This window comes from Haliea sp., from assembly GCF_040222615.1.
Classification (GTDB): domain Bacteria; phylum Pseudomonadota; class Gammaproteobacteria; order Pseudomonadales; family Halieaceae; genus Haliea.
Window position 1 is genome coordinate 1 of sequence record NZ_JAVKCQ010000057.1, and the last position, 20,682, is coordinate 20,682.

Consider the following 20,682-nt stretch of genomic DNA (forward strand, 5'->3'; position numbering starts at 1 on the left):
GACCGACCAGCGCGAAGAGTCGACCATGATCGGGACCCGGGAAATGTCGGGTTCCGAGGCGACCAGATTGAGGAAGGTCACCATGGCCTGTTCGGCGTCCAGCATGCCCTCGTCCATATTGATGTCGATGACCTGGGCGCCGTCCTCCACCTGCACCCGGGCGACGTCCAGGGCAGCCTCGTAGTTGCCGTCCAGCACCAGGCGCTTGAAGCGCGCAGAGCCGGTGACGTTGCAGCGTTCCCCCACATTTACGAACAGGCTGTCGGCGCTGATATTGAAGGGCTCGAGGCCGCTCAGACGACAGGCCGGCGGGCGCCGGGGCAGGGGGCGCGGAGCAATGTCCCCCACCGCCCGGGCGATGGCTTCGATGTGGTGGGGTGTGGTACCGCAGCAGCCACCAGCAAGGTTCAGGAAGCCGCGTTCGGCAAAGCCGCGGAAGTCCTCGTACATGTCCTCCGGCGTTTCATCATACTCGCCAAAGGCATTGGGCAGCCCGGCATTGAGGTGGGCGCTGAAGTAGCATTCGGCAACGGTGGCCAGTTCCTCCAGGAAAGGGCGGATCTCCTTGAAGCGGCGGCCGCAGTTACTGCCCACGATCAGGGGTTTGGCGTGGGCGATGGCGTTCCAGAAGGCTTCCGGGCTTTGTCCAGAGAGCACCCGGCCACTGGTATCGGGGAAGGTCACCGAGATCATTAGCGGCAATTCCCTGCCCAATTCCCCGAACACCGACTGCACCGCAAAAATTGCCGCCTTGGCGTTCAGCGTATCGAACACCGTTTCGATCATCAGCAGGTCAACGCCGCCCTCGATCAGGGCGCGGGTAGCCGCGGCGTAATCCTCCTGCAGTTGCGCAAAGTGAATGTTGCGGGCGCCCGGGTCATTGACGTCGGGGGAGATGGAAGCTGTACGCGGGGTAGGCCCCAGAATGCCGGCGACGTAGCGCGGCTTGTGTGGCTCCCTGGTGGTCAGCTCGTCGGCAACCTGCCTGGCGATACGGGCGCCGGCCACATTCAGCTCGGCGGCCAGCGCCGACAGGTCGTAGTCTCCCTGGGCCACCGCAGTGCTGTTGAAGGTATTGGTGCCGATGATATCGGCGCCGGCTTCCAGGTAGCGGCGGTGAATGCGGGCGATGATGTCGGGGCGGGTGAGGGACAGCAGGTCGTTATTGCCCTTCAGGTCAGACGGGTGCCCGGCAAAGCGCTCGCCGCGGTAGTCCTCTTCCTGCAGTCCCTCGGCCTGGATCATGGTTCCCATGGCGCCGTCGAGAATCAGAATGCGCTGCTGCAGCGCCTGGGCCAGGGGGTGGTTTGAGAGACTGTCCGGATCCATCGACTGTTCCTGTTGCTCGCCGCGGCAGCCGACCAGCGCCTGCCCGTAAAAAGCCGGCAATTCTAACAGATTACCGGTGGTTTTGGCGGTGTCCAATCAGATCTCGCACTCTCCGGAAGAAGTTTGCTAGAATACCCGACCAATTTACTCGGAATGGAAGAGGTTCATGGTCACCATTACGGAATCGGCACAGGGTTATCTCGCCGAACTGCTGGCCAAGCAGGAAGATGCTCTGGGAGTTCGCGTCTTTATCAACCAGCCGGGCACGCCCAAGGCGGAGACCTGTATCGCCTACTGCCGAGAAGGTGACATCCAGGAAGGGGATGAAAAGCGCAATTTCGGAGAGCTGGCTGCCTGGTTTGACGCCCGCAGCCTGCCGTTTCTGGAAGATGCGCTGGTCGACTACGCCAAGGATCGCATGGGCGGCCAGCTGACCATCAAGGCGCCGAATGCCAAGCTGCCCCGGGTCGATGAGAACAGTCCGCTGGAAGATCGCATCAACTATATTCTTTACAACGAGGTGAATCCCGCCCTGGCCGCGCACGGCGGCGAAGTCAGCCTGGTGGAAATCACCGATGATCCCTACGCGATCCTCAAGTTCGGCGGCGGCTGCCAGGGCTGTGGCATGGTCGACCAGACCCTCAAGGGCGGGGTGGAGAAGACCCTGCTGGAGCAGTTGCCCGAGCTCAAGGGCGTCCGCGACAGCACCGACCACACGGATCGCAGCCAGGCCTACTACTAACGGCCTGCCCGGCCGCCGTTGTGCGGCAGGCGCGGGCACGCGGGAAGTGCGGCGAGCCTCAGGATTCCGCCAGGCGCTTGGGCAGCACATCCTTGAGAGTGGCGCGCAGCGACCGCAGGCAGGCCTCGGTTTCTGCCCAGCCGATACAGCCGTCGGTCACCGAAACGCCATACTCCAGCTCGGCCAGATTCTCCGGTATCGGCTGGTTGCCCGCCTTGATATTGCTCTCGACCATCAGGCCAATGATGGAGCGGTTGCCCTCCAGTATCTGGTTGCCAACATTTTCCACCACCAGCGGCTGCAGCTCGGGTTGCTTGCTGGAATTGGCGTGGCTGCAGTCGACCATGATGTTGAGCGGCACTCCGGCTTTGGCCAGGGCCTCCTCACACAGGCGGATGTGCACCGAGTCGTAATTGGGGCCATTACTGCCACCGCGAAGCACGATATGGCCGTAGCGATTGCCGCGCGTGGTAATGACCGAGACCTCGCCCTGGCCGTTGATGCCCAGGAAGCGGTGGGGCTTGGCCACAGAATTGAGCGCGTTGCTGGCCACTGTAAGGCCGCCGTCTGTCCCGTTCTTGAAGCCGACTGCGGAGGAAAGACCACTGGCCATTTCCCGGTGGGTCTGCGACTCCGTAGTGCGGGCACCGATCGCCGACCAGCTGATCAGGTCCTGCAGGTACTGGGGTGAAATCGGGTCGAGTGCCTCGGTGGCAGTGGGGAGGCCCAGCTCCAGGATATCGAGCAGCAGCCGGCGGCCGATATGCAGGCCCTCTTCGATCTTGAAGGAATCATCCAGGTGGGGATCGTTGATGAGGCCTTTCCAGCCCACAGTGGTGCGCGGCTTCTCGAAGTAGACCCGCATGACGATGTACAGGGTATCCGCCAGCTCGTCCGCCAGCGTTTTCAGCCGCCGGGCGTAGTCCATCGCGGCGTCCACATCGTGGATGGAGCAGGGGCCGACAACGACAAAGATGCGCTGATCCTCGCGATCGAGAATGTTTTCAATCACTGCCCGGCTGTCGCTGACCATTTCCCGCGCCGCCGCGCTGAGCGGCAGTGCCTCCTTCAATTGCGCCGGAGTCACCAGCACGTCCTGGGACGCGACGTTGACGTTGTAGACTTCCATATTGCTCATTGATGGTTACCTGATAGAGTGTCTCCAGTTGGCGCCGGAGCACCTGTCGAGGCGCGACATTCTATAGCAGCGATGGGGTTTTGGGTAGGAACCGCCCGCTGCAGCTGACCGGAGACGCGCTTGCCCCGACTGTACGACATCGATCCGCTGCTACCTCTTATCGCCGCCGGCTACACCCTGTTGACCCCCACCCAGCGTCTCGCCCGGCGGGTAGCCTCCGAGTGGGAAAGTCGCGCAGCGGGTCCGGGTACTCCGGGCGAAGCCCCGGAAGTGACCGCCCTGGAACCCTGGCTGCAGTCTTGCTGGCAGGATGCAGTGGCCGGCGGTCGGCTGCGGCGGCGAGTGCTGTTGAGTGCCTCCCAGGCCCACGAAATCTGGCGCCAGGTTATCGCCGCGGACCAGGCCCAGCCCGGTCGGCATGATCTTCTGCAGCCGGGCGCGGCGGCCCGGCTGGCAGCCAGGGCCCGGGATAGCCTGCTGCGCTGGGAAACCGACCTGCAGGCGTCCGCGGTGCGGCAGCTGTTCCTGCTGGATGAAGACTGCGCCACGTTTCTGCGCTGGGCGGATGCATTCAGCGGGCGGTTGGCCCGGGACAGGCTGACCACCCTGGCGGACGCGATCTGCGAGCTGGCCGCGCTGACCCCGGCGGAGCCGCGCCGGCCCGTGGCGCTGCTTGCCTTTGACACTCTGCCGCCGCTATACGATCGCTGCGTACGCCTGCTGGCCGCCGAGCTGGAGGTTGTAGAGCCAGCGGCCCCGGCGGCAGCCCGTTGCGAGGTGCTGCGCTGCGAGGACAGTCGCAGTGAACTTGCCGCTGTTGCCCGCTGGGCGGGGCAAGTCGTGGCCGCGGAATCCGGGCTGACGGTCGGTATCGTGCTGCCGGACAACAGCGGGAACAGGGCCACTCTGGACTATCTGCTGCGGCGCGAGCTCGACTGCCTGGATCGTCGCTACCAGAGCCTGCCGGTGAACTTTTCCGCAGGCCAGCCCCTGGCTGAAGTGCCCCTGGTGCGCGCCGCGACCCAGTTACTGACTCTCCCGGTCGATGGCATCAGCCCGCCGGCGCTGGCGCTGCTGCTGCAGTCTCGCTTTCTCCTCTCCGGGCGCCCGGCGATCGCTGTCGGGGCACTGCTGACCCGCTGCTTTGAGGCCCGGGTCGATGTGTTGAGCCTGGCGCAGCTGCGGGCCGAGCTGGCGGCGGGGGACAGTCCCGATTCCGCGCTGGCGCGCTCCCTGCGGGCGAGTGCGGCGCCGGGTCTCACCGCCCGGCGCCATCCACCCTCGATATGGGCCGACCGTTTCGAGCACTTGCTGACTCAGTGGGGCTGGCCCGGGACAGCGCTTGATTCCCTGGAGTACCAACAGCTCGGTCTGTGGCAGCAGCTGCTCAGGGATTTCGCCGGCTTCGACCTGGTGGTGCCAGCCCTGCGGTTTAGCGATGCCGTACAGCTTCTGCGTCGACTCGCCGCGGAGGCGAACTTCCAGCCCCAGACCGGTGACAGCAACGTCCAGGTGCTGGGCCCGCTGGAGGCAGCGGGCCTGCAGTTTGACCGCCTCTGGCTGTGCGGGATGCAGGCCAGCCAGTGGCCGGCACCGGCGCGTCCGCACCCTTTTATCCCTCTGCGACTCCAGCGCGAACACGGCATGCCTCACGCCAGCCCGGAGCGGGAATGGGAGTTCACCCACGCGCTGATGCAGCGGTACCGACAGGCTGCCACCGTGGTCTATGCCAGCTACAGCGCGCAGCGCGATGGCGTGCCTGAGTTGCCGAGCCCTCTGTTGCGGGACTTTACCCCGGTACCTGACCTGCCTCCCGAGCCCCTGAAAGCCAGCTGGCTGGCCCAGTTGGGCACCGTCGGCCAGGCACCGGACCAGGCCGCTCGGGCACCACAGCTGGCAGCTGCGGAACTGCCCCTGTTGCGCGGTGGCAGTGCCATACTCGAAGACCAGTCCCTGTGCCCGTTCCGAGCCTTCGCCCGGCGCCGGCTGCAGTTGCAGGTACTGCCGGCCCCAGAGTCAGGGCTGAGCGCCGCGGATCGCGGTAACTTGCTGCACAGCGCACTGTTCCACCTGTGGGGCGAGCTCGGTGACCAGGGCGCGCTGGCGGAGCTGGCAGCGGACAGCGAACGCAGCTGCCTGCAGCGCGCGGTTGCGCTAGCGCTGCAGGCACTGCCAGCAAATCGGCAACACGCCGCCGGCCCGGCCTGCCTGCGGCTGGAGGCAATACGCCTGGAGCGCTTGCTGGCTGAATGGCTGGCGCTGGAACGGCAGCGTCCTCCTTTCCGCGTTGTGGCCCGGGAGGCTGCGCAACACTTGCAGCTGCAGGGGCTGGAACTGTCCCTGCGAATGGATCGCATCGATGAACTGGCGGACGGCTCTACCCTGTTGATCGATTACAAGTCCGCCGCCGGCCGGATCGGCGACTGGCTGGGAGCGCGCCCGGCGAAGCCGCAACTGCCGCTGTACGCGCTGGCCGCCGACCCCTCGCTGGGGGGCGTCGCGTTTGCCACGGTGCGGGAGCGGCGCTGCCAGTTTACCGGGCTGGCGCAGAGCGAGGCGGGGGCGGGGATAGCGACGGACATAGAGGCGAGAACCCGGCCCCAGCATCCCTGCGCCGACTGGCCTGCCCTGCTGGCGCACTGGCAACAGTCGCTGGCGGCGCTGGCCGCAGCCTTCGTCGCTGGCGACGCAGCCGTGGACCCCAAGTCTCCCCTCAGTTGCCGCCACTGCGGCATGCAGGCCCTGTGTCGGGTTGACGCGGTGCGGGAATGACCATCAGCGATGCCAGGCAGCGCGAGCGGGCGCTGGACACCTCGGCCAGTTTCTGTGTCAGCGCGCCAGCGGGCTCCGGCAAGACGGAGCTGTTGATCCAGCGTTATCTGGCGCTGCTGACCCGGGTGACCCAGCCGGAGCAGGTGCTGGCGATTACCTTTACCCGCAAGGCGGCGGCGGAAATGCGCGACCGGGTGGTCGCCGCCCTGGAGTCGGCCGGCGGTGCGGGTCCCGCCGCCGGCAGTCACCAACAGCGCACCGGGGATCTGGCCCGGGCGGCGCTCGCTCACGGCGCGGGTCTGGGCTGGGAGTTGCTGCGAGATATCGGGCGTTTCAATATCCGCACCATCGACGGTTTTTGCCACAGCTTGACCCGACAGATGCCCGTGCTGAGCCGGTTCGGCGGCCAGGCCAGTGCGGTGGACGATGCCCGGGACCTGTATGCCGAAGCCGTCGCCAACCTGTTCCGGCTGCTGGATGAGGAGCATCCAGTGGCTGCCGACCTGGAAGCGTTGTTGTTGCACTTTGGCAATGACTGGCCGCGTCTGCGCGGGCTGCTGGCAGCGTTGCTGGGGCGGCGGGAGCAGTGGCAGGATTATGTCAGCCTGCGCCACGATCCGGCCTGGGCCGAAGCGGTGCTCCGCGAAACCCTTGAACAACTGGTCCGGGATCGCCTGCAACGCCTGCAGTCGGCGCTGGCGCCCTGTGCGGCAGAATTGGGTGCCCTGCGAGACTACGCCGCGGCCCAGTTGGGAGAGCCTCCGGCTGACGGTTTGCCCGCCGCCAGCACGCAGTGTCTGCCGGCCTGGCGTAGCCTTGCGGGAATGTTGCTGAAAGCGGACGGGCAGTGGCGGAGCCAGGTCGACAAGCGCCAGGGTTTCCCCGCCGGGAAAGGTGCGGCCCGGGATTGGAAGGCGCGCATGCAGGATCTGCTGGGAGAGCTCTCTTGCCAGGAGGCGCTGCGCCGTGACCTGCTGGACCTCGAAGTCCTGCCGGTTATCGACCCCGAGGATGGCGGCTGGCAGATTTTACTGCACCTTTTCCACGTGTTGCCGGTGCTGGCGGCACAGCTGTTGCTGGTGTTCCAGCAGCGCGGCCAGGTCGACCACACCCAGATCGCACTCTACGCCCTGCAGGCTCTGGGTGACGACGACGCACCCACAGATCTCGCACTGCGCCTCGATTACCGGATCGAGCACCTCCTGATCGATGAGTTCCAGGACACGGCCATCAACCAGTACCGCCTGTTGCAGCGGCTTACCCGCGGTTGGGGAGAACACAATGCCGAGCAGCCGGAGCGGGCGCGCACGCTGATGCTGGTAGGCGATGGCATGCAGTCCATCTACGGCTTCCGCGATGCCAACGTGGGCCTGTTCCTGCGCGCCAGGGATGAAGGTTTCAACGGTGTCGTGCCCGAGTACCTGATGCTGGAGAGCAACTTCCGTTCCCGGGCGGGCATCGTCGACTGGGTCAACGGGGTGTTTCGCCAGGCCTTTCCCGCTGCGGATGATATTGCCCGCGGGGAGGTGCGGTTTACCCCTGCGGTAGCTACCAGGGGTGGCGACTGTGAGCCGGCGGTGGCGCTGGAAGTAATCGCCGATACGCCGTCAATCGGCGCGCAACGCGAGGCCGCTTTGCTTGCGCAGCAGATTGCTGCGGCCCTCGCCCGAACCCCGGACGCCAGCGTCGCCGTACTGGCGCGCAGCCGGGGGCAGCTGCAGCCGGTGCTGGCGGCCTTGCGTGGGGCGGATATTCGCTGCAACGCCCAGGATATTGACAGCCTCGCCCGCAATCCTGTGGTTGCAGATCTGTTCACGCTGTGTCGGGCGCTGGCGAATCCAGCCGACCGAGTCGCCTGGATGGCCCTGCTGCGGGCACCCTGGTGCGGCCTGTGCCCGGCGGACTTGCTGCGCGTTGCTCAGCACGGTGCGCCGGCAGCGAGGGAACCCATCGTGGACAAGCTGCAGGACCCCGCGCTGCAGGCACAGTTATCTGCCGAAGGGCGCGAACGCCTGGCGCCGGTTGTCGACGCGCTGGCAGACGCATTTCAACGCCGTGACAGGCGCGGGCTCAGGGTCTGGCTGGAGCTACTGTGGGAACAACTCGGTGGGGCGGGCTGCGCAGCCACCGAGACCGATCTGCACAACGTTGATCGCTTCCTGCAGCTGCTGGAGCAGGCGGACAGTGAGGGCAGGGGCCTGGACCTGCCCTGGCTACAGCAGCGTCTTGCGGGCCTGTACGCGCGCTCCGGAGAGGTCTCGGCGCGGGTGCAGGTCATGACCTTGCACAAGGCCAAGGGGCTGGAATTCGACCATGTCTTCCTCCCCGGACTCGCGGTCAGGCCGCGGGCGGACGAGCGCCCGGCGCTGCTGTGGGACGACTACACTGACGCCGAGGGGACGCGCCGCTTCCTGCTGGCGACGGACGATCACAGCGAGGGCCATAGCCCCGGGGTCTACAACACCCTGCTGCGCATTCGGCGGCACAAATCCCGGGTGGAAAATGCCCGCCTGCTCTACGTGGGCGCAACGCGCGCCATCAGGACCCTTACCCTGAGCGCGGTACTGGCACCGGACCCGGCCAGCGACAGCGGAGTGCGGGCGCCGGCGGCGGATGCCCTGCTGGCGGGAGTCTGGGACGCGGTGGCGCCCCAGGCCAGGATCCACACGGCTCAGGACAGCGGTGCTATCACCTCGTCGGCATAGCGTTTTATACCGTCGATTTTCAGGTTCACATCGTCGGTTTCGCCGTGATAGAAGGCCCAGGGCATGGTCAGGATATGGGTGACGCCGGCGTCTTCCAGGCGCCGGTAGCCATCCGCATCCCAGGCGTCATTGGGGGTTGCCATCACCTCGAACGGTTCCTGGTCACGGCCACAGTCCCGCCGCCACTGGCGGATGCGGGCTATGCTGTCGATGATTTCGCTCGAGGGCTGCAGGTCGGTGACCCAGCCATCGGCCAGGCGCGCGGCCCGGCGCATGGCTGGATCCGAAATCCCCCCGATCCAGATCGGGATGCGCTCGCTGGGTGCCGGGTTCATTTCCAGCCGCTCGAACTGGTAGAACTCGCCGTGGTACTCCACCATCTCGCCGGTCCAGAGCAAGCGCATGATCTCCAGCATTTCGTCGGTGCGTTTGCCCCGGGTCCGGAAGTCCTGCTGCATCAGGGCAAACTCATCGGCCGACCAGCCCACGCCAAAGGCCGGCGTGACCCGGTTGTCGGAGACGATGGCGGCGGTACTGATGGCCTTGGCAACCAGAAAGGGATTGCGCATGGGCAGCACAAAGATATTGTTGGTAAAGCGCAGGCGCTCGGTAATGCTGGCCAGGGCGCCGATCACCACCCACGGGTCAGGCCAGTCAGTGAAGGCCGCCCAGCGCCGGCTTCCATCCTCGGTGTAGGGGTAGGGCTGGCTGATCTGCTCCGGGTGGACAACGTGGTCGGAAAAGGACATCGCATCCCAGCCGTGGGAGTCGGCGACCGGGGCGATCCGGGTAAGGTGGGCGACAGTGCTGAACGAAGTGGAGAGAACGAATTTCACGGCCGGGGCTCCGCTTTAATTGCTGGGAATTATGCTCCTACTGTAACAACCGTCGGGCCAGGGCCGGGAGGGTGCACAGGCTGGAAGCGGCAATGATGCCGGCCCCGGTCAACAAGTCATACCCGACCCTAGCGGCTGGCCAGGTAAACGCGAAACTTGCGGTTCTGGGCCAGTACTCGCAGCTGGCGAAAACCGTGGCCAAGGGCGCCCCGGTAGTCGAGGTGCCGATTGGCTACCAGGCACAACTGGCCGCCGGACGCCAGGGCTGCCGCCGCCTGGCTGATCAGGCGGCGACCGGCGTAGTCGTCCACGGTATGCTGGAGGTGAAAAGGCGGATTGCACAGGATCAGCTCGGGGGCGGGAGCAGTCCAGTCGCGCATGCCATCGCCGTGGTGAAAGTGCGCCATGCCATGATCTCCGGGCAGCACGGATTCGAGGTTGCGCCGGGCGGAGGCGATGGCCTGGGCGGACTCATCACAGAACCACAGCTCCGCAGCCAGCCCGCGCTGCAGAGCCACCAGGCCGATGACGCCATTGCCGCAGGCGAGGTCGACAGCCCTGGTGACCGGCGGCAATTGCGGCAGATGTTCAAGCAGGAAACGCGTGCCGAGATCCAGCCCCTGGCGGCTGAAGACGTTGGGCATAGATCGCAGGGCAGTACCCAGTGGCTCGCAGTAGTAGCTGCTATAGGGCTCCGGCGGGGCCGTTGTCAGGCCGCCGCCGCGGTGTGCTCGCCACAGGTGCGCCTTGTGGCGCCCGCGCTGTCGCTCACAGGGCCCGAAATGGTGGTTGATCAGCTCATCGATTCCGGCCGGCAGGTGTTTGTCCATCCCCGCCGCCAGCAGCAATGCGCCAGGCGGCAGCAGTTGCGCGAGCTGGGCAAGCTGGTATTCCAGCAGGGCCTTCTGTTTCGGGATACGCAACACGACCAGAGCAGCACCCGGGGACGGCAGGTCCGTGCTCCAGACGACCTCCGGCAGCGGACTGCCGTTCGCCACGGCGTTGTCCCTGACTGCCTGCAGGGCGAGGGCGGAATCCGTCCACAGGGTGCAGGCTGCGCCGGCGCTGGCGAGAGGGAGGGAGAGGGCGCCGAAATCATCATTGATAACGAGAACGGAGTCTGGCAGCGGCGCCGTGGCAAGCGTTTCCAGCAGCAGGGCGTCAGCGCCGCTCCACGCTCGCAACAGCTCTTGCTTGCGGGCTGGATAGCGCTGCAGCTGGAAGCGTCCGAAGGGCGTATCGCAGATAGCCTGGCTGGCGGAATCAGCCGCCGCGGACATACACGGTGAGCTGCTGTCCGGGATGGATGTTGCCGGTGGGACTGAGTGAGTTCCAGGCGATCAGGTCCGCGACCTTGACCTTGAAACGCCCGGCAATACGGTAGAGTGAGTCGCCGCGGCGAACCTTGTAGTCGCGCGCTTCCAGCCCTGGCGAGGCGCCGCCTGACGCTGCGGCGGCGGGGTCGTGGTCCCGGGGAACCATCAGGATCACGCCCTCGCGGACAAGACTGCCCTTGATCCCATTGGCCTGGCGCAGGACGTCGACCCGGGTACCGAATGCCTGGGCTATCTGCAGCAAGGAGTCCCCTCGCTGGACTCGATAGTGCTGCCACGTAAGCCGCTCCTCGGGGCTGAGTGCGGCGACACGCTGCTGGAACAGTTCCGCCTGCTCGCGGGGCACCAGCAGTTCATCGGCCTCGGGTGAGGTGGCCCAGCGCAGATGGCCGGGGTTCAGCGCCTGCAGTGTGGCCAGCTCCACGTCGGCGAGTTCCGCTGCCCGCGCGAGGTCAATCTGGCCACCGGTGGGCACGGGTACGAAAGCCGGCGCATTGGTTAGCGGCGGCAGCGACAGCTCCCAGGCGTCCGGCTCTGCAACCAGGCTGCTCAGCGCCAGCAGCCGGCGTACGTGCTTGCGGGTTTCCGCGGGCAACGGCAGGGACCAGAAATCCGTGTCGCGGCCGCTTGCGCGGTTGGCGGAAACTGCGCGGCCGACCCGGCCCTCGCCGCTGTTATAGGCGGCAATGGCGAGCAGCCAGTCCCCATCCAGAGTGTCGTGCAGGTATTGCAGGTAGTCCAGCGCTGCAGCCGTCGATTCCCGCAGGTCGCGACGGCCGTCGTACCACCAGTCACTCTCGATACCCAGATTGCGGCCAGTCGCCGGCATGATTTGCCACAGGCCCATGGCCTTCTGTGAAGAGAGGGCGAAGGGATCGAGGGTGCTTTCGACAAAGGGCAGCAGAGCCAGCTCCAGCGGCATGTCGCGGCGCTCAATTTCCTCAACGATGTGGTGCAGATACAGGGCACCGCGCTCCGCGACAGTCTCGAAGTAACCGTGTTGTCCCAGGTAATATTCCCTGCCTATGCGGACCTGGCCGTTGTCCGGCAGTTCCCACTCCATGCCCTGGCGGAGGCGCTCCCAGAGGTCGTCGGAATGCAGTTGCCCGGCCTGCCCGGCGAGCGGCTCGTTGCTCGCCTGTTGCTGCGCCCGGCTTGCAAGCTCGGCGTCCCGGCGCTCACCGCTGCCGTCCCCGGTGGTCAGCGCCTGGCATCCAGCTAGCGACAGTAGAGCAGAAAGCACTACAACATATTGCCGCAAGCTTATATTTTTTATCAATTTAATCAAAAGTCGTCCTTCCACGCTCGAAGCGCTGCGAAGACCTCTTCCGGCTTTTCACCCTGCCACTTTCCCTGCCGCTTCAGGGCAGCCACCAGAGCCGGTTCCTCGCAGCGCAGGAACGGATTGGTAGCCCGCTCGAGCCCGATCTCCGACGGCACCGTCGGTTCACCGCGCTGGCGCGTGCCCGCCGCCGCTGCTGCCCGCCGGGCGAGCTCTCCATTGTCGGGCTCGACCGCCTGCGCGAAGCGCAGGTTGGCCTGGGTATACTCGTGGGCACAGTACACCCGGGTGTTGCCGGGCAGCGCGGCCAGCGCGGCCAGGGAGGCCTGCATGACCGGGGCGGTGCCCTCGAACATGCGGCCACAGCCGCCGGCGAACAGGGTGTCACCGCAGAACAGCAGGGGAGGCTCGCCATCGCCACCGGGGCAAAAGAAGGCAATGTGGTCGAGAGTATGCCCGGGCACCGCGAGGACAGTGAATTCGTGCCCCAGCACATCGACGCTGGACCCCGCTTGCAGCGGGTGGCTGATGCCGCTGATGGCGGGGTTGTCGGGGCCATAGACGACCGGGTCACTGTGGGCAATGAGTTCGGGCAGGCCGCCGACATGGTCGAAATGATGGTGGGTGATGAGCACTCCCACCAGGTCGAGGCCGTCGCTTTCCAGCACCGCCAGCACGGGTGTCGCATCCCCGGGATCAACCACAAAGCAACGTCGGCCGCTGTGCTCGCGCAGGAGCCAGATGTAGTTGTCGCTGAATGCAGCTATCGGTTCAATTGCCAGCATGGGTGACGTTCCAAACCCCCTCAAATGCAGTAACATGCCCGTTTGGGTCATCGACGTGCCGGTCCCCGGCCACTGGAGACAATGCAGGAGTGTAGCGACATTTTGACCGATCTGGAATGCTGGTATGCGACCTCGGTGGGGCGGGCTGTCCAGCGTTCCGTTGCGGCGGCTCTGGAACCCATCCTGGAGACCGCCTTCGGCTACCATCTGTTGCAGGTCGGCCTTACCCGCCAGCAACCGCTGTTCGACAACAGTAGAATCAGGCATCGTGCCTACGCCGCTCCGCAGCCCGGGCATGCAGTGACAGTCGTCTCGGAGCACGCTGAGTTACCGCTGGAAAGCGACAGTATCGATGTGGCCATTGCCCATCACTGTCTGGACTTCACTGCGCAGCCACACCAGGTGCTCCGTGAGTTGCAGCGGGTACTGACCCCTCACGGCCAGCTGTTGTTGATCGGCTTCAATCCCTGGGGTGTCCTGGGGGCGTCGCACCGGCTGCGCGGGCTGTGTGGCAACCCCCTCTGGCAGCGCCACCAACCGGTAGGCTGTGCCCGTCTGCTGGACTGGCTGCGCCTGCTGGGTTGTGAAACCGAATCCGCTCGCCACCTGTGTCCGCTGCCAGTGCTGGGCGAAGGGCGCCTGGGGGGTTACGCCGCGGCAGCCAACGGCTGGAGCGAGCGGCATCGACTGCCTGTGGGCGACGTCTACCTCATACACGCCATCAAGCAGGTTGGAGGGACCGCCAGGCCGGTGCTGCGGGCTCGGCGCAGCGCCCGCCTGATCGGGCTCGGGGTGCCGAGTGCGGCGCCGACCCCCCGCCAGGGTGACCACGCCGCGTGAACGCGCTGGGAGTTCTTGCCGAACGCGCCCGGCGCGCCAGTCCGGAGCACTGACGCACCGCAGAACCGCCACGCCCTCCGGCGGCGCTGGCAGAAGCACAACGAGGAAGACATGTGAGACTGATTGTACTGGATACCGAAACCACCGGCCTGGAGGTCAACCAGGGGCACCGGATCATTGAAATCGGCTGTGTCGAGCTGGTGAACCGGCGCCTGACCGGCAACCACTTTCACCGCTACATCAACCCACAGCGGGAGGTGGACCAGGGCGCGATTGAAGTACACGGCCTGACCAACGAGTTTCTCGACGACAAGCCCCTGTTTGCCCAGGTAGCCGCTGATTTCCTGGAGTTCGTGCGCGGAGCCGAGCTGGTTATCCACAACGCCCCGTTCGATATTGGTTTTCTTGATGCCGAGCTGAAGCGGCTGGACGACGGCCACTCGGGGTTGCAGTCGATCTGCAGCGTAACCGACACCCTGGTCATGGCCCGTGCCCGCCACCCGGGGCAGCGCAACAACCTGGACGCGCTGTGCAACCGCTATACCGTGGACAATTCCCAGCGCGACCTGCACGGCGCCTTGCTGGATGCGGAGATCCTGGCGGATGTCTACCTGGCGATGACGGGTGGCCAGACGGCATTCCAGCTGGCGGACCACGGCCCGGGCGAGGGCGAGGGCAGCGGCCGCAGTGAAGGTATCCGCCGCCTGCCTGCCCAGCGCCCCGCGCTGGCAGTTCCCAGGGCGGGCGCGGAGGACCTGGCGGCGCACGAGGCACAGCTGGAAGCCATCGCTCGCGCCAGTGGCGGCCGGGTCCTCTGGAGGGAGGTAGTGGGCACATGAGTTTTCAACCAGACAACCGGCCGCCGGCAGCTGCCGAAGATGCCCTGCACCTGGTGTTCCAGCGCGGCCAGCTGGTGACCGACATGACTGCCCGCGACCCCCTGCTGCAACGGGTGGAACTCCAGGCCATGGGCTGGATGGTAGTGCGGGAGCAGTTTCTCGGCTACTGGCACGGCCGTCCCTGTTTTGCCGTCGAGATTGATGCCGGCATCGAACCGGACCCCATGCGCTTTGTCCGCGGCAACCTGTACCAGCTGCTGGGGCGGGTGGAGGACGGGCTCTTTGCCCTCGCTGGCCGGGCCTCGCAATTGCTGGCCTGGGAGCGTGACCACCAGTTCTGCGGTCGCTGCGGCAGCGCAATGGCGGTCGACCTGGTGGAGCGGGCGATGCGCTGCGAACCCTGCGCCACAGTAAATTATCCGCGCATCAACCCCTGTGTCATTGTCCTGGTCACTCGCGGCGAGGAACTGCTGCTGGCGCGCAATGCAAACTTCCCGGGCAACATGTACAGCACCCTCGCGGGCTTCATTGAGGCCGGTGAGAGCGCCGAGGACACCCTGCGGCGCGAGGTGCGGGAAGAAGTCGGGGTGGAGGTGGGCGAATTGCGCTACTTCGGCTCCCAGTCCTGGCCGTTCCCCAGCCAGCTGATGCTGGGCTTCTTCGCCGAGTACGCCGGCGGCAGGATAGTCTGCGAGCCCGGCGAGATTGCCGATGCCGGCTGGTATCACTACAGTGAGCTGCCGCAGGTGCCGCCCCCCACATCGATCGCGGGGCAACTCATCCGCCATTACATCAGCGAATTGATACAGGAGTAGATTCTTGGAATATCTTTACGAGTATGGGCTTTTTCTCGCCCGGGCAGTCACTGTTGTTGCTGCCATCCTGCTGGTTGTTGGCGGCGTTGTCGCGCTTGGCCAGCGGCACAAGGGGCAACCCAGAGGTCATATCGAGATCTGTAAACTCAATGACCGCTACGAGCAGATCGGCGATGCCCTGCGCGCGGCGATCGTCGAGCCCGAAGTCCACAAAGCGGAGCTGAAGGCGCGGCACAAGGCTGAAAAGGCCGCCGCAAAGGCTTCGAAACGGCGCGCAAAGAATCAAGAAAATACATCAGAAAGTGATCGTAATAGATTGTTTGTATTGAATTTTGATGGAGATCTAAGAGCGGGTGCCACAGATCAGTTGCGCGAGGAAATCTCCGCCGTATTGCCGCAGGTGGGCGAGGGCGACGAGATCCTGCTGCGACTGGAAAGTCCCGGTGGACTGGTACATGGCTATGGCCTCGCTGCCAGCCAGCTCAAGCGCATCACCGACGCCGGCGCCCGGCTCACCGTGGCTGTGGACAAGGTGGCGGCCAGCGGCGGCTACATGATGGCCTGCGTCGGCCAGCGCATCATCGCCGCCCCGTTCGCGGTGCTGGGCTCCATCGGTGTGCTGGCGCAGCTACCCAACTTTCATCGCCTGCTGAAGAAGCACGACATCGATTTCGAGCTGATGACCGCCGGTGAATACAAACGCACCCTGACCCTGTTTGGCGAAAATACCGACAAGGGACGAGAGAAATTCATCGAGGATCTGGAAACCACCCACGGGCTGTTCAAGGCTTTCGTGGCAGAGAACCGGCCCGCCCTGGACATCGACAGGGTCGCCACCGGCGAAATCTGGTACGGCCGCGATGCGCTGGACGTCGGCCTGGTCGACGCCCTGCAGACCAGCGATGCCTTCATTCAGGAGCAACTGCGGGAACGCGATGTGTTCGAGGTCAAGTACGTGCAGAAGAAGCACTGGCAGGAAAAGCTGGGCATGGCCGCCGAGGGCGCCATCGAGCGCGGGCTGCTGAAAATCTGGCAGCATGATCGCGGCCCCCACATCTGAGCAGGCACCTTTTCGCCCGCCACGCCTGACTCAATAGCCGTGGTAGCGGTTGTAATCCAGGACGCCGGCGGCCAGCGGGTCCTGGCGCTGCTGCAGGTCGTGAAAGCGGTCGCTGACCGTCCAGAACCAGGGGGAATTGCGTCGCACGCCATAGCGATAGCGCAGGAGCGCCATGTCCTCCTCCGAGCCCAGGCGGAGAACATCCTCGACAAACAGCGGCACCTGCTTTTCGTGGATCTGGAAGAACTGGTTGGGATGTGACCCGAGGATGCCCGCCACCACTGTCACCGCGTCCTCATCCGGCAAGCGTCGCTCCTCCTCGCGGAACAGCTGGGCAATATTACTGTAGCCGGCATCGTGGAGCAGGGTGTAGGCCTCGTCCCGCTTGCCGCCGATAACATTGACAAAGCTGACCGCAGGCAGGAACCGGTTGTGCGCGCCGCGGGCTGCGACCAGCCGGTCAAAGGCGGCGGCCATGTCGGGACTGGCGCTGCGGCGATAGTCAAACTGCGGGGCACCGGCGCCGTGAATGCGCTGTCGCATCCAGCCCAGGAACTCTGTCTTGGGGTCATCGCTCTGGTAGTCGAGCGGCGACTCAAGCTCTATGGCTTCGCTGCGGATGAACTGGTGCTTGCGCACCGCATCCGGAGCATCCCGGTACCAGAATTTCCACAGTCTCCGGCGCTCATCCGCGGGCAGGAACAGCAGCAGGTTGAGCTCGCCCTCCATGCGCAGGAAGTCCATGTACAGGCGCGATTCCAGTTGATGCGAGACAGCGCCAAAGACGTCAAAATTTGCCACCAACAAGTAGTGGATTCGCTCCAGCAGGGAGTAGGTTATGACCCAGGCCGTCTTCGGAATGTCGCCGACAAAGCCCTTGACCACTGAAGCTGTGTCGACGTGACGGAAGATGGTGAGCGCCGCATTCGGGTTGCTGCCATCGCCGTCCCAGACAAGCTCCAGCCCCGGTTTGCGCCCCTGCTGGTCATACTGTCGCTGCAGATGCTTGTCCTTGGCCTGCATGTAGCGCTTGTGGGCGCGGGCGTAGCGGTGCCAGTCGAGCAGGTCAATGACACTGCCGGTGGAAGCGGATGGCAGGCGCAGGTTATGGCTTTCCCGTTCCAGGAAGGGACCGTCCAGCTCGGGGTCCAGAGCGTCGGGATCCATGAACATGACCCAGAACCTGTCTTCGATCACGTTCAGGGCGATCTGCCCGCGGCATACGGGCCCCTTGATGAAGTTCATGATCGTGAACTCGGCATCTTCCAGCAGGAAACGGTAGCGAGCGCGTACCGGAATGCTGGCGAAACTGACAAACGGGTTGCCGGCGGTGTCGGTATCGTAGCCGGGGAGGGCGTTAACCTCGTACTCCGGTTGCAGGAAAAGCTGTTGGTACCAGTCGCGCCGCGCGCGATCAAAGCGATAGGGTTGGTGGCTCTTGGTCGCGACCACGATGGGCATGCGCTGTAAACGGTAGTAAAAGTCTCTGCGGCCGGGGTCGTCAAAAGGGCGCCGGGTGGCAATCACTTCGATGGGCTGGCCGGGCGGGGTGCCGGCGCGGACCAGCCGGAACCAATGCGGGTTGTCGCCATCGACCAGATAGAGGGTGGCCAGGAACAGGTGTTCGTAGATATAGCGCGCCATCAACCGCGATTTGTTTCCGGGGGCGTTGAGGAAGCGCTCCCAGGCGACGATTTCGTCGGCCAGCGCCCCGGGCAGCGGTTCGGTCGGCGGTGGCGGGGCGCCCGCATCGAGCCAGCGGGTGAGGATCTCATGTTCATCCGCGTGCAGCCCCGGCAGGCCGTAGGGCATGCCCCACAGCGGATACTCGCGGGCAAAATCCCCGAACTCTCCCGGCTTCGGGCACTGCTGCTCGCGGTGCAGGTCGAAATCAAACCCGCGGGGCAGGGCGCCGGTGGCGGGCAGGGGGTTGGCCCGCTTCAGCTCCAGCATTTGCCGCAGCACGCCCCGGTCCGGGCGCTCGCTATCCAGCACCGGGAAAAAGCCCTTCTCGCGCCATTCCTCGGGACTGTGGGCGTCGTCGAACAGGCGGGTAAGGTCTCCGGCGAGCAGCCGGGTGGAATCATAGACCAGCGTCTTGTTGGCCCCGCGCGTCAGCCCCTCATGCGCTTCCAGCTTGAGCTGACACGGAGCGTCATAGCAGGCGTGGCACACCACACAGCGCTGGGCCAGGATTTCCTGGGCTCTCTCCACCGTGTCGTCTGCCGAGGCGACTGCGCCCCGCAGGAGCAGCAGGACCACCAGGACTGCGGGGCTATTCTTCAGGTTCACATTTGCCCCGCATCAGTATGGCGCGATTGACGAGAGCGTCCTGGTCATTTTCATCCGCCAGTACCGCGGCACCTACGTCGCGGTCGACATCCGCGCAGGGAGCGGGCTCTGGCTCAGCCGTCAGCCAGGCCAGTACCGCCACCAATAGCAGTACCGCGATCACGCCCAGCGAGGTAAGGTACCAGGGGTTGCTGTGCATCTGCATGCCAATCCAGTTCGGCCATAGTCCGGTGGATCATAACACGCATACTGCACCGCCCCACCTGAACCGGAGCAAGCAAGCGACATGAGCGCTGACACCGTCATCTACACCCTGGATCTGCTGGGAATCGCCGTCTTTGCCATCAGCGGCGCGTTGGCGGCGGCGGAAAAAAGACTCGATATTCTGGGCTTCGTACTGTTCGCCACCATTACCGGCATCGGCGGCGGTACCGTGCGCGACCTGTTGCTGCAGACTGGCGAAGTCTTCTGGATCGGGAACACCGCCTACCTGTGGGTCTGCATCGGCGCCAGTATCGCCACCTGGTTCCTGGCCCACTTTTTCGAGTCGCTACGCAAGCTTTTGCTGTGGGCGGACGCATTGGGATTGGCCCTGTTCAGCGTGCTCGGCACCCAGAAAGCGCTGGCCTGGGATGCACCGCTGCTGGTCGCGATTGGCATGGGCATGATGACCGCCACCTTTGGCTCGTTGATCAGGGACGGCTTGCTGGGCCGGCCTCCGGTACTGCTGGAACCCGACATTTATGTCACCGCCGCTGCTCTGGGCGCGGTCAGCTATGTGGCCCTTGCCAGCCTGGGCTGGTCCCAGGAAGCGGCCTTGCCGATAGCAGTGGCCGCCGCCTTTGCCCTGCGAAGCGCCGCGATCCTGTTCGATTTACGGCTGCCGAAGTACCAGCCGCGGGGTGGCCCGAAACCCTGAGAGCCCGGACGCTCAGCCCTTTCCGGTCGGCTTGTTGGGTCCGGCCTGGGAATCCTTCTCAATGTATTCAATGATCTTGCTGGCGATATCGATGCCGGTGGCACCTTCGATGCCCTCCAGACCCGGGGAGGAATTCACCTCAATGACCAGTGGCCCGTGCGCAGAGCGCAGGATGTCCACCCCGGCCAGGTCCAGACCCATGACCCGCGCCGCCTTCAGCGCCAGCCTGCGCTCTTCGGGGTGCAGCTTGATCACCTCGGCGCTGCCGCCCCGGTGCAGGTTGGAGCGGTACTCGCCCTTCACCGCTTTGCGCTGCATGGCCGCAATCACTTTTTCTCCCACTACGAAACAGCGAATGTCGGACCCGCCCGCTTCCTTGATGAACTCCTGCACCAGGAAATCGGAACCAATGCCGCGAAAGGCATTGATCAGCGCTTCGGCGGCTTTCTTGGTCTCTGCCAGCAGCACGCCGTTGCCATGGGTGCTTTCGGTCAGTTTGAGAATCAGCGGCGCGCCGCCGACGGACTCGATCAGCTTGTCGGTGGCGCGGGCGGAGTGAGCGTAACTGGTGACCGGTTGACCGATGCCACGCCGGGCAAGCAACTGGTGTGCCCGCAACTTGTCACGGGAGCGGGTGATGGCTATGGACTCATTCAGTGAGTACACATGGCCCACCTCGAACTGCCGCAGTACGGCGCAACCGTAGGAGGTGATGCTGGCGCCGATACGGGGTATGACTGCATCGAAATCCAGGGCCTCGACCCGTTCCGCCGAGTGCTGGTATGTCACTGTAGGATCGTTGGCGGTGATATTCATGTAGCACTTGAGTACATCGATAACCCGTACTTCGTGCCCCCGCGCGGTTGCCGCTTCCACCAGGCGTCGGGTGGAATAGAGCCTGCGGTTGCGTGACAGGATACCGATTTTCATACAATGTCCTTGGGGTCGGAGAGGGTGGTATACAGCGTGCATCATAGCCGGTCTGGGCTGGTTT

At 65.0% G+C, this 20,682-nt stretch carries 17 protein-coding genes; 8 read left to right on the forward strand and 9 right to left on the reverse strand.

Annotated elements, in window-relative coordinates:
• On the reverse strand, positions 1-1,329 hold a 1,329-nt coding region (locus RJQ10_RS04945; protein ID WP_350144224.1), incomplete at its 3' end, for a homocysteine S-methyltransferase family protein.
• 166 nt (positions 1,330-1,495) lie between these two features.
• Here RJQ10_RS04945 and nfuA point away from each other — a divergent pair.
• Positions 1,496-2,071, forward strand: coding sequence for a Fe-S biogenesis protein NfuA (nfuA, locus tag RJQ10_RS04950; RefSeq protein WP_350144226.1), 576 nt, complete (start codon positions 1,496-1,498; stop codon positions 2,069-2,071).
• A gap of 58 nt (positions 2,072-2,129) precedes the next feature.
• Here the strand turns inward: nfuA and RJQ10_RS04955 are convergent, their stop codons facing one another.
• On the reverse strand, positions 2,130-3,209 hold the full coding sequence (locus RJQ10_RS04955) for a 3-deoxy-7-phosphoheptulonate synthase (RefSeq protein ID WP_350144228.1): 1,080 nt from the start codon (positions 3,207-3,209) through the stop codon (positions 2,130-2,132).
• Between the two features lie 120 nt (positions 3,210-3,329).
• Between RJQ10_RS04955 and RJQ10_RS04960 the strand changes: the two genes are divergently transcribed.
• Together RJQ10_RS04960 and RJQ10_RS04965 are read left to right on the forward strand one after the other, a co-directional pair.
• Positions 3,330-5,981: a PD-(D/E)XK nuclease family protein gene (locus tag RJQ10_RS04960; RefSeq protein ID WP_350144230.1), complete on the forward strand. Its 2,652-nt coding sequence runs from the start codon at positions 3,330-3,332 to the stop codon at positions 5,979-5,981.
• Positions 5,978-8,686, forward strand: a complete 2,709-nt coding sequence (locus RJQ10_RS04965) for a UvrD-helicase domain-containing protein (RefSeq protein WP_350144232.1) — start codon at positions 5,978-5,980, stop codon at positions 8,684-8,686. Before RJQ10_RS04960 ends, RJQ10_RS04965 begins: the two co-directional genes overlap by 4 nt.
• On the opposite strand, the gene RJQ10_RS04970 is transcribed toward RJQ10_RS04965, so the two are convergent.
• From RJQ10_RS04970 to gloB, 4 genes are all read right to left on the reverse strand, one after another.
• The gene (locus tag RJQ10_RS04970; RefSeq protein WP_350144233.1) at positions 8,653-9,522 is read right to left on the reverse strand and encodes an LLM class F420-dependent oxidoreductase; all 870 of its coding nucleotides are present in this window, start codon (positions 9,520-9,522) and stop codon (positions 8,653-8,655) included. The genes RJQ10_RS04965 and RJQ10_RS04970 overlap by 34 nt on opposite strands.
• Positions 9,523-9,650: 128 nt before the next feature.
• Entirely contained in the window at positions 9,651-10,802 is a 1,152-nt protein-coding gene (locus RJQ10_RS04975) for a class I SAM-dependent methyltransferase (protein WP_350144235.1), read from the reverse strand.
• Positions 10,786-12,099 carry a LysM peptidoglycan-binding domain-containing protein gene (locus tag RJQ10_RS04980; protein WP_350144237.1) on the reverse strand — a complete coding sequence of 438 codons (1,314 nt, stop codon included), beginning with the start codon at positions 12,097-12,099 and terminating at the stop codon, positions 10,786-10,788. Before RJQ10_RS04980 ends, RJQ10_RS04975 begins: the two co-directional genes overlap by 17 nt.
• 41 nt (positions 12,100-12,140) lie before the next feature.
• Positions 12,141-12,923, reverse strand: coding sequence for a hydroxyacylglutathione hydrolase (gene gloB, locus RJQ10_RS04985; RefSeq protein WP_350144239.1), 783 nt, complete (start codon positions 12,921-12,923; stop codon positions 12,141-12,143).
• A 102-nt stretch (positions 12,924-13,025) separates the two neighbouring features.
• On the opposite strand from gloB, the gene RJQ10_RS04990 reads away from it, so the two are divergent.
• The 4 genes from RJQ10_RS04990 to sohB all read left to right on the forward strand — a co-directional run bounded on the left by RJQ10_RS04990 (position 13,026) and on the right by sohB (position 16,477).
• A complete protein-coding gene (locus RJQ10_RS04990; RefSeq protein WP_350144241.1) occupies positions 13,026-13,763 on the forward strand; it encodes a class I SAM-dependent methyltransferase in 738 nt (245 codons plus the stop codon).
• A gap of 113 nt (positions 13,764-13,876) precedes the next feature.
• On the forward strand, positions 13,877-14,602 hold the full coding sequence (dnaQ, locus tag RJQ10_RS04995; RefSeq protein WP_350144243.1) for a DNA polymerase III subunit epsilon: 726 nt from the start codon (positions 13,877-13,879) through the stop codon (positions 14,600-14,602).
• The gene (gene nudC / locus RJQ10_RS05000) at positions 14,599-15,417 is read left to right on the forward strand and encodes an NAD(+) diphosphatase (protein ID WP_350144245.1); all 819 of its coding nucleotides are present in this window, start codon (positions 14,599-14,601) and stop codon (positions 15,415-15,417) included. The genes dnaQ and nudC overlap by 4 nt, the downstream gene beginning before the upstream one ends.
• 4 nt (positions 15,418-15,421) lie before the next feature.
• Entirely contained in the window at positions 15,422-16,477 is a 1,056-nt protein-coding gene (sohB, locus tag RJQ10_RS05005) for a protease SohB (protein WP_350144247.1), read from the forward strand.
• Positions 16,478-16,507: 30 nt separating this feature from the next.
• Here the strand turns inward: sohB and RJQ10_RS05010 are convergent, their stop codons facing one another.
• A complete protein-coding gene (locus RJQ10_RS05010; RefSeq protein WP_350144249.1) occupies positions 16,508-18,769 on the reverse strand; it encodes a fatty acid cis/trans isomerase in 2,262 nt (753 codons plus the stop codon).
• The gene (locus tag RJQ10_RS05015; RefSeq protein ID WP_350144251.1) at positions 18,753-18,974 is read right to left on the reverse strand and encodes a hypothetical protein; all 222 of its coding nucleotides are present in this window, start codon (positions 18,972-18,974) and stop codon (positions 18,753-18,755) included. The genes RJQ10_RS05010 and RJQ10_RS05015 overlap by 17 nt, the downstream gene beginning before the upstream one ends.
• A gap of 81 nt (positions 18,975-19,055) precedes the next feature.
• Between RJQ10_RS05015 and RJQ10_RS05020 the strand changes: the two genes are divergently transcribed.
• Positions 19,056-19,688, forward strand: a complete 633-nt coding sequence (locus RJQ10_RS05020; protein WP_350144253.1) for a trimeric intracellular cation channel family protein — start codon at positions 19,056-19,058, stop codon at positions 19,686-19,688.
• 12 nt (positions 19,689-19,700) lie between these two features.
• Here RJQ10_RS05020 and rimK read toward each other — a convergent pair whose 3' ends face one another.
• Positions 19,701-20,618: a 30S ribosomal protein S6--L-glutamate ligase gene (rimK, locus tag RJQ10_RS05025; RefSeq protein ID WP_350144254.1), complete on the reverse strand. Its 918-nt coding sequence runs from the start codon at positions 20,616-20,618 to the stop codon at positions 19,701-19,703.
• Positions 20,619-20,682: the final 64 nt, after the last annotated feature.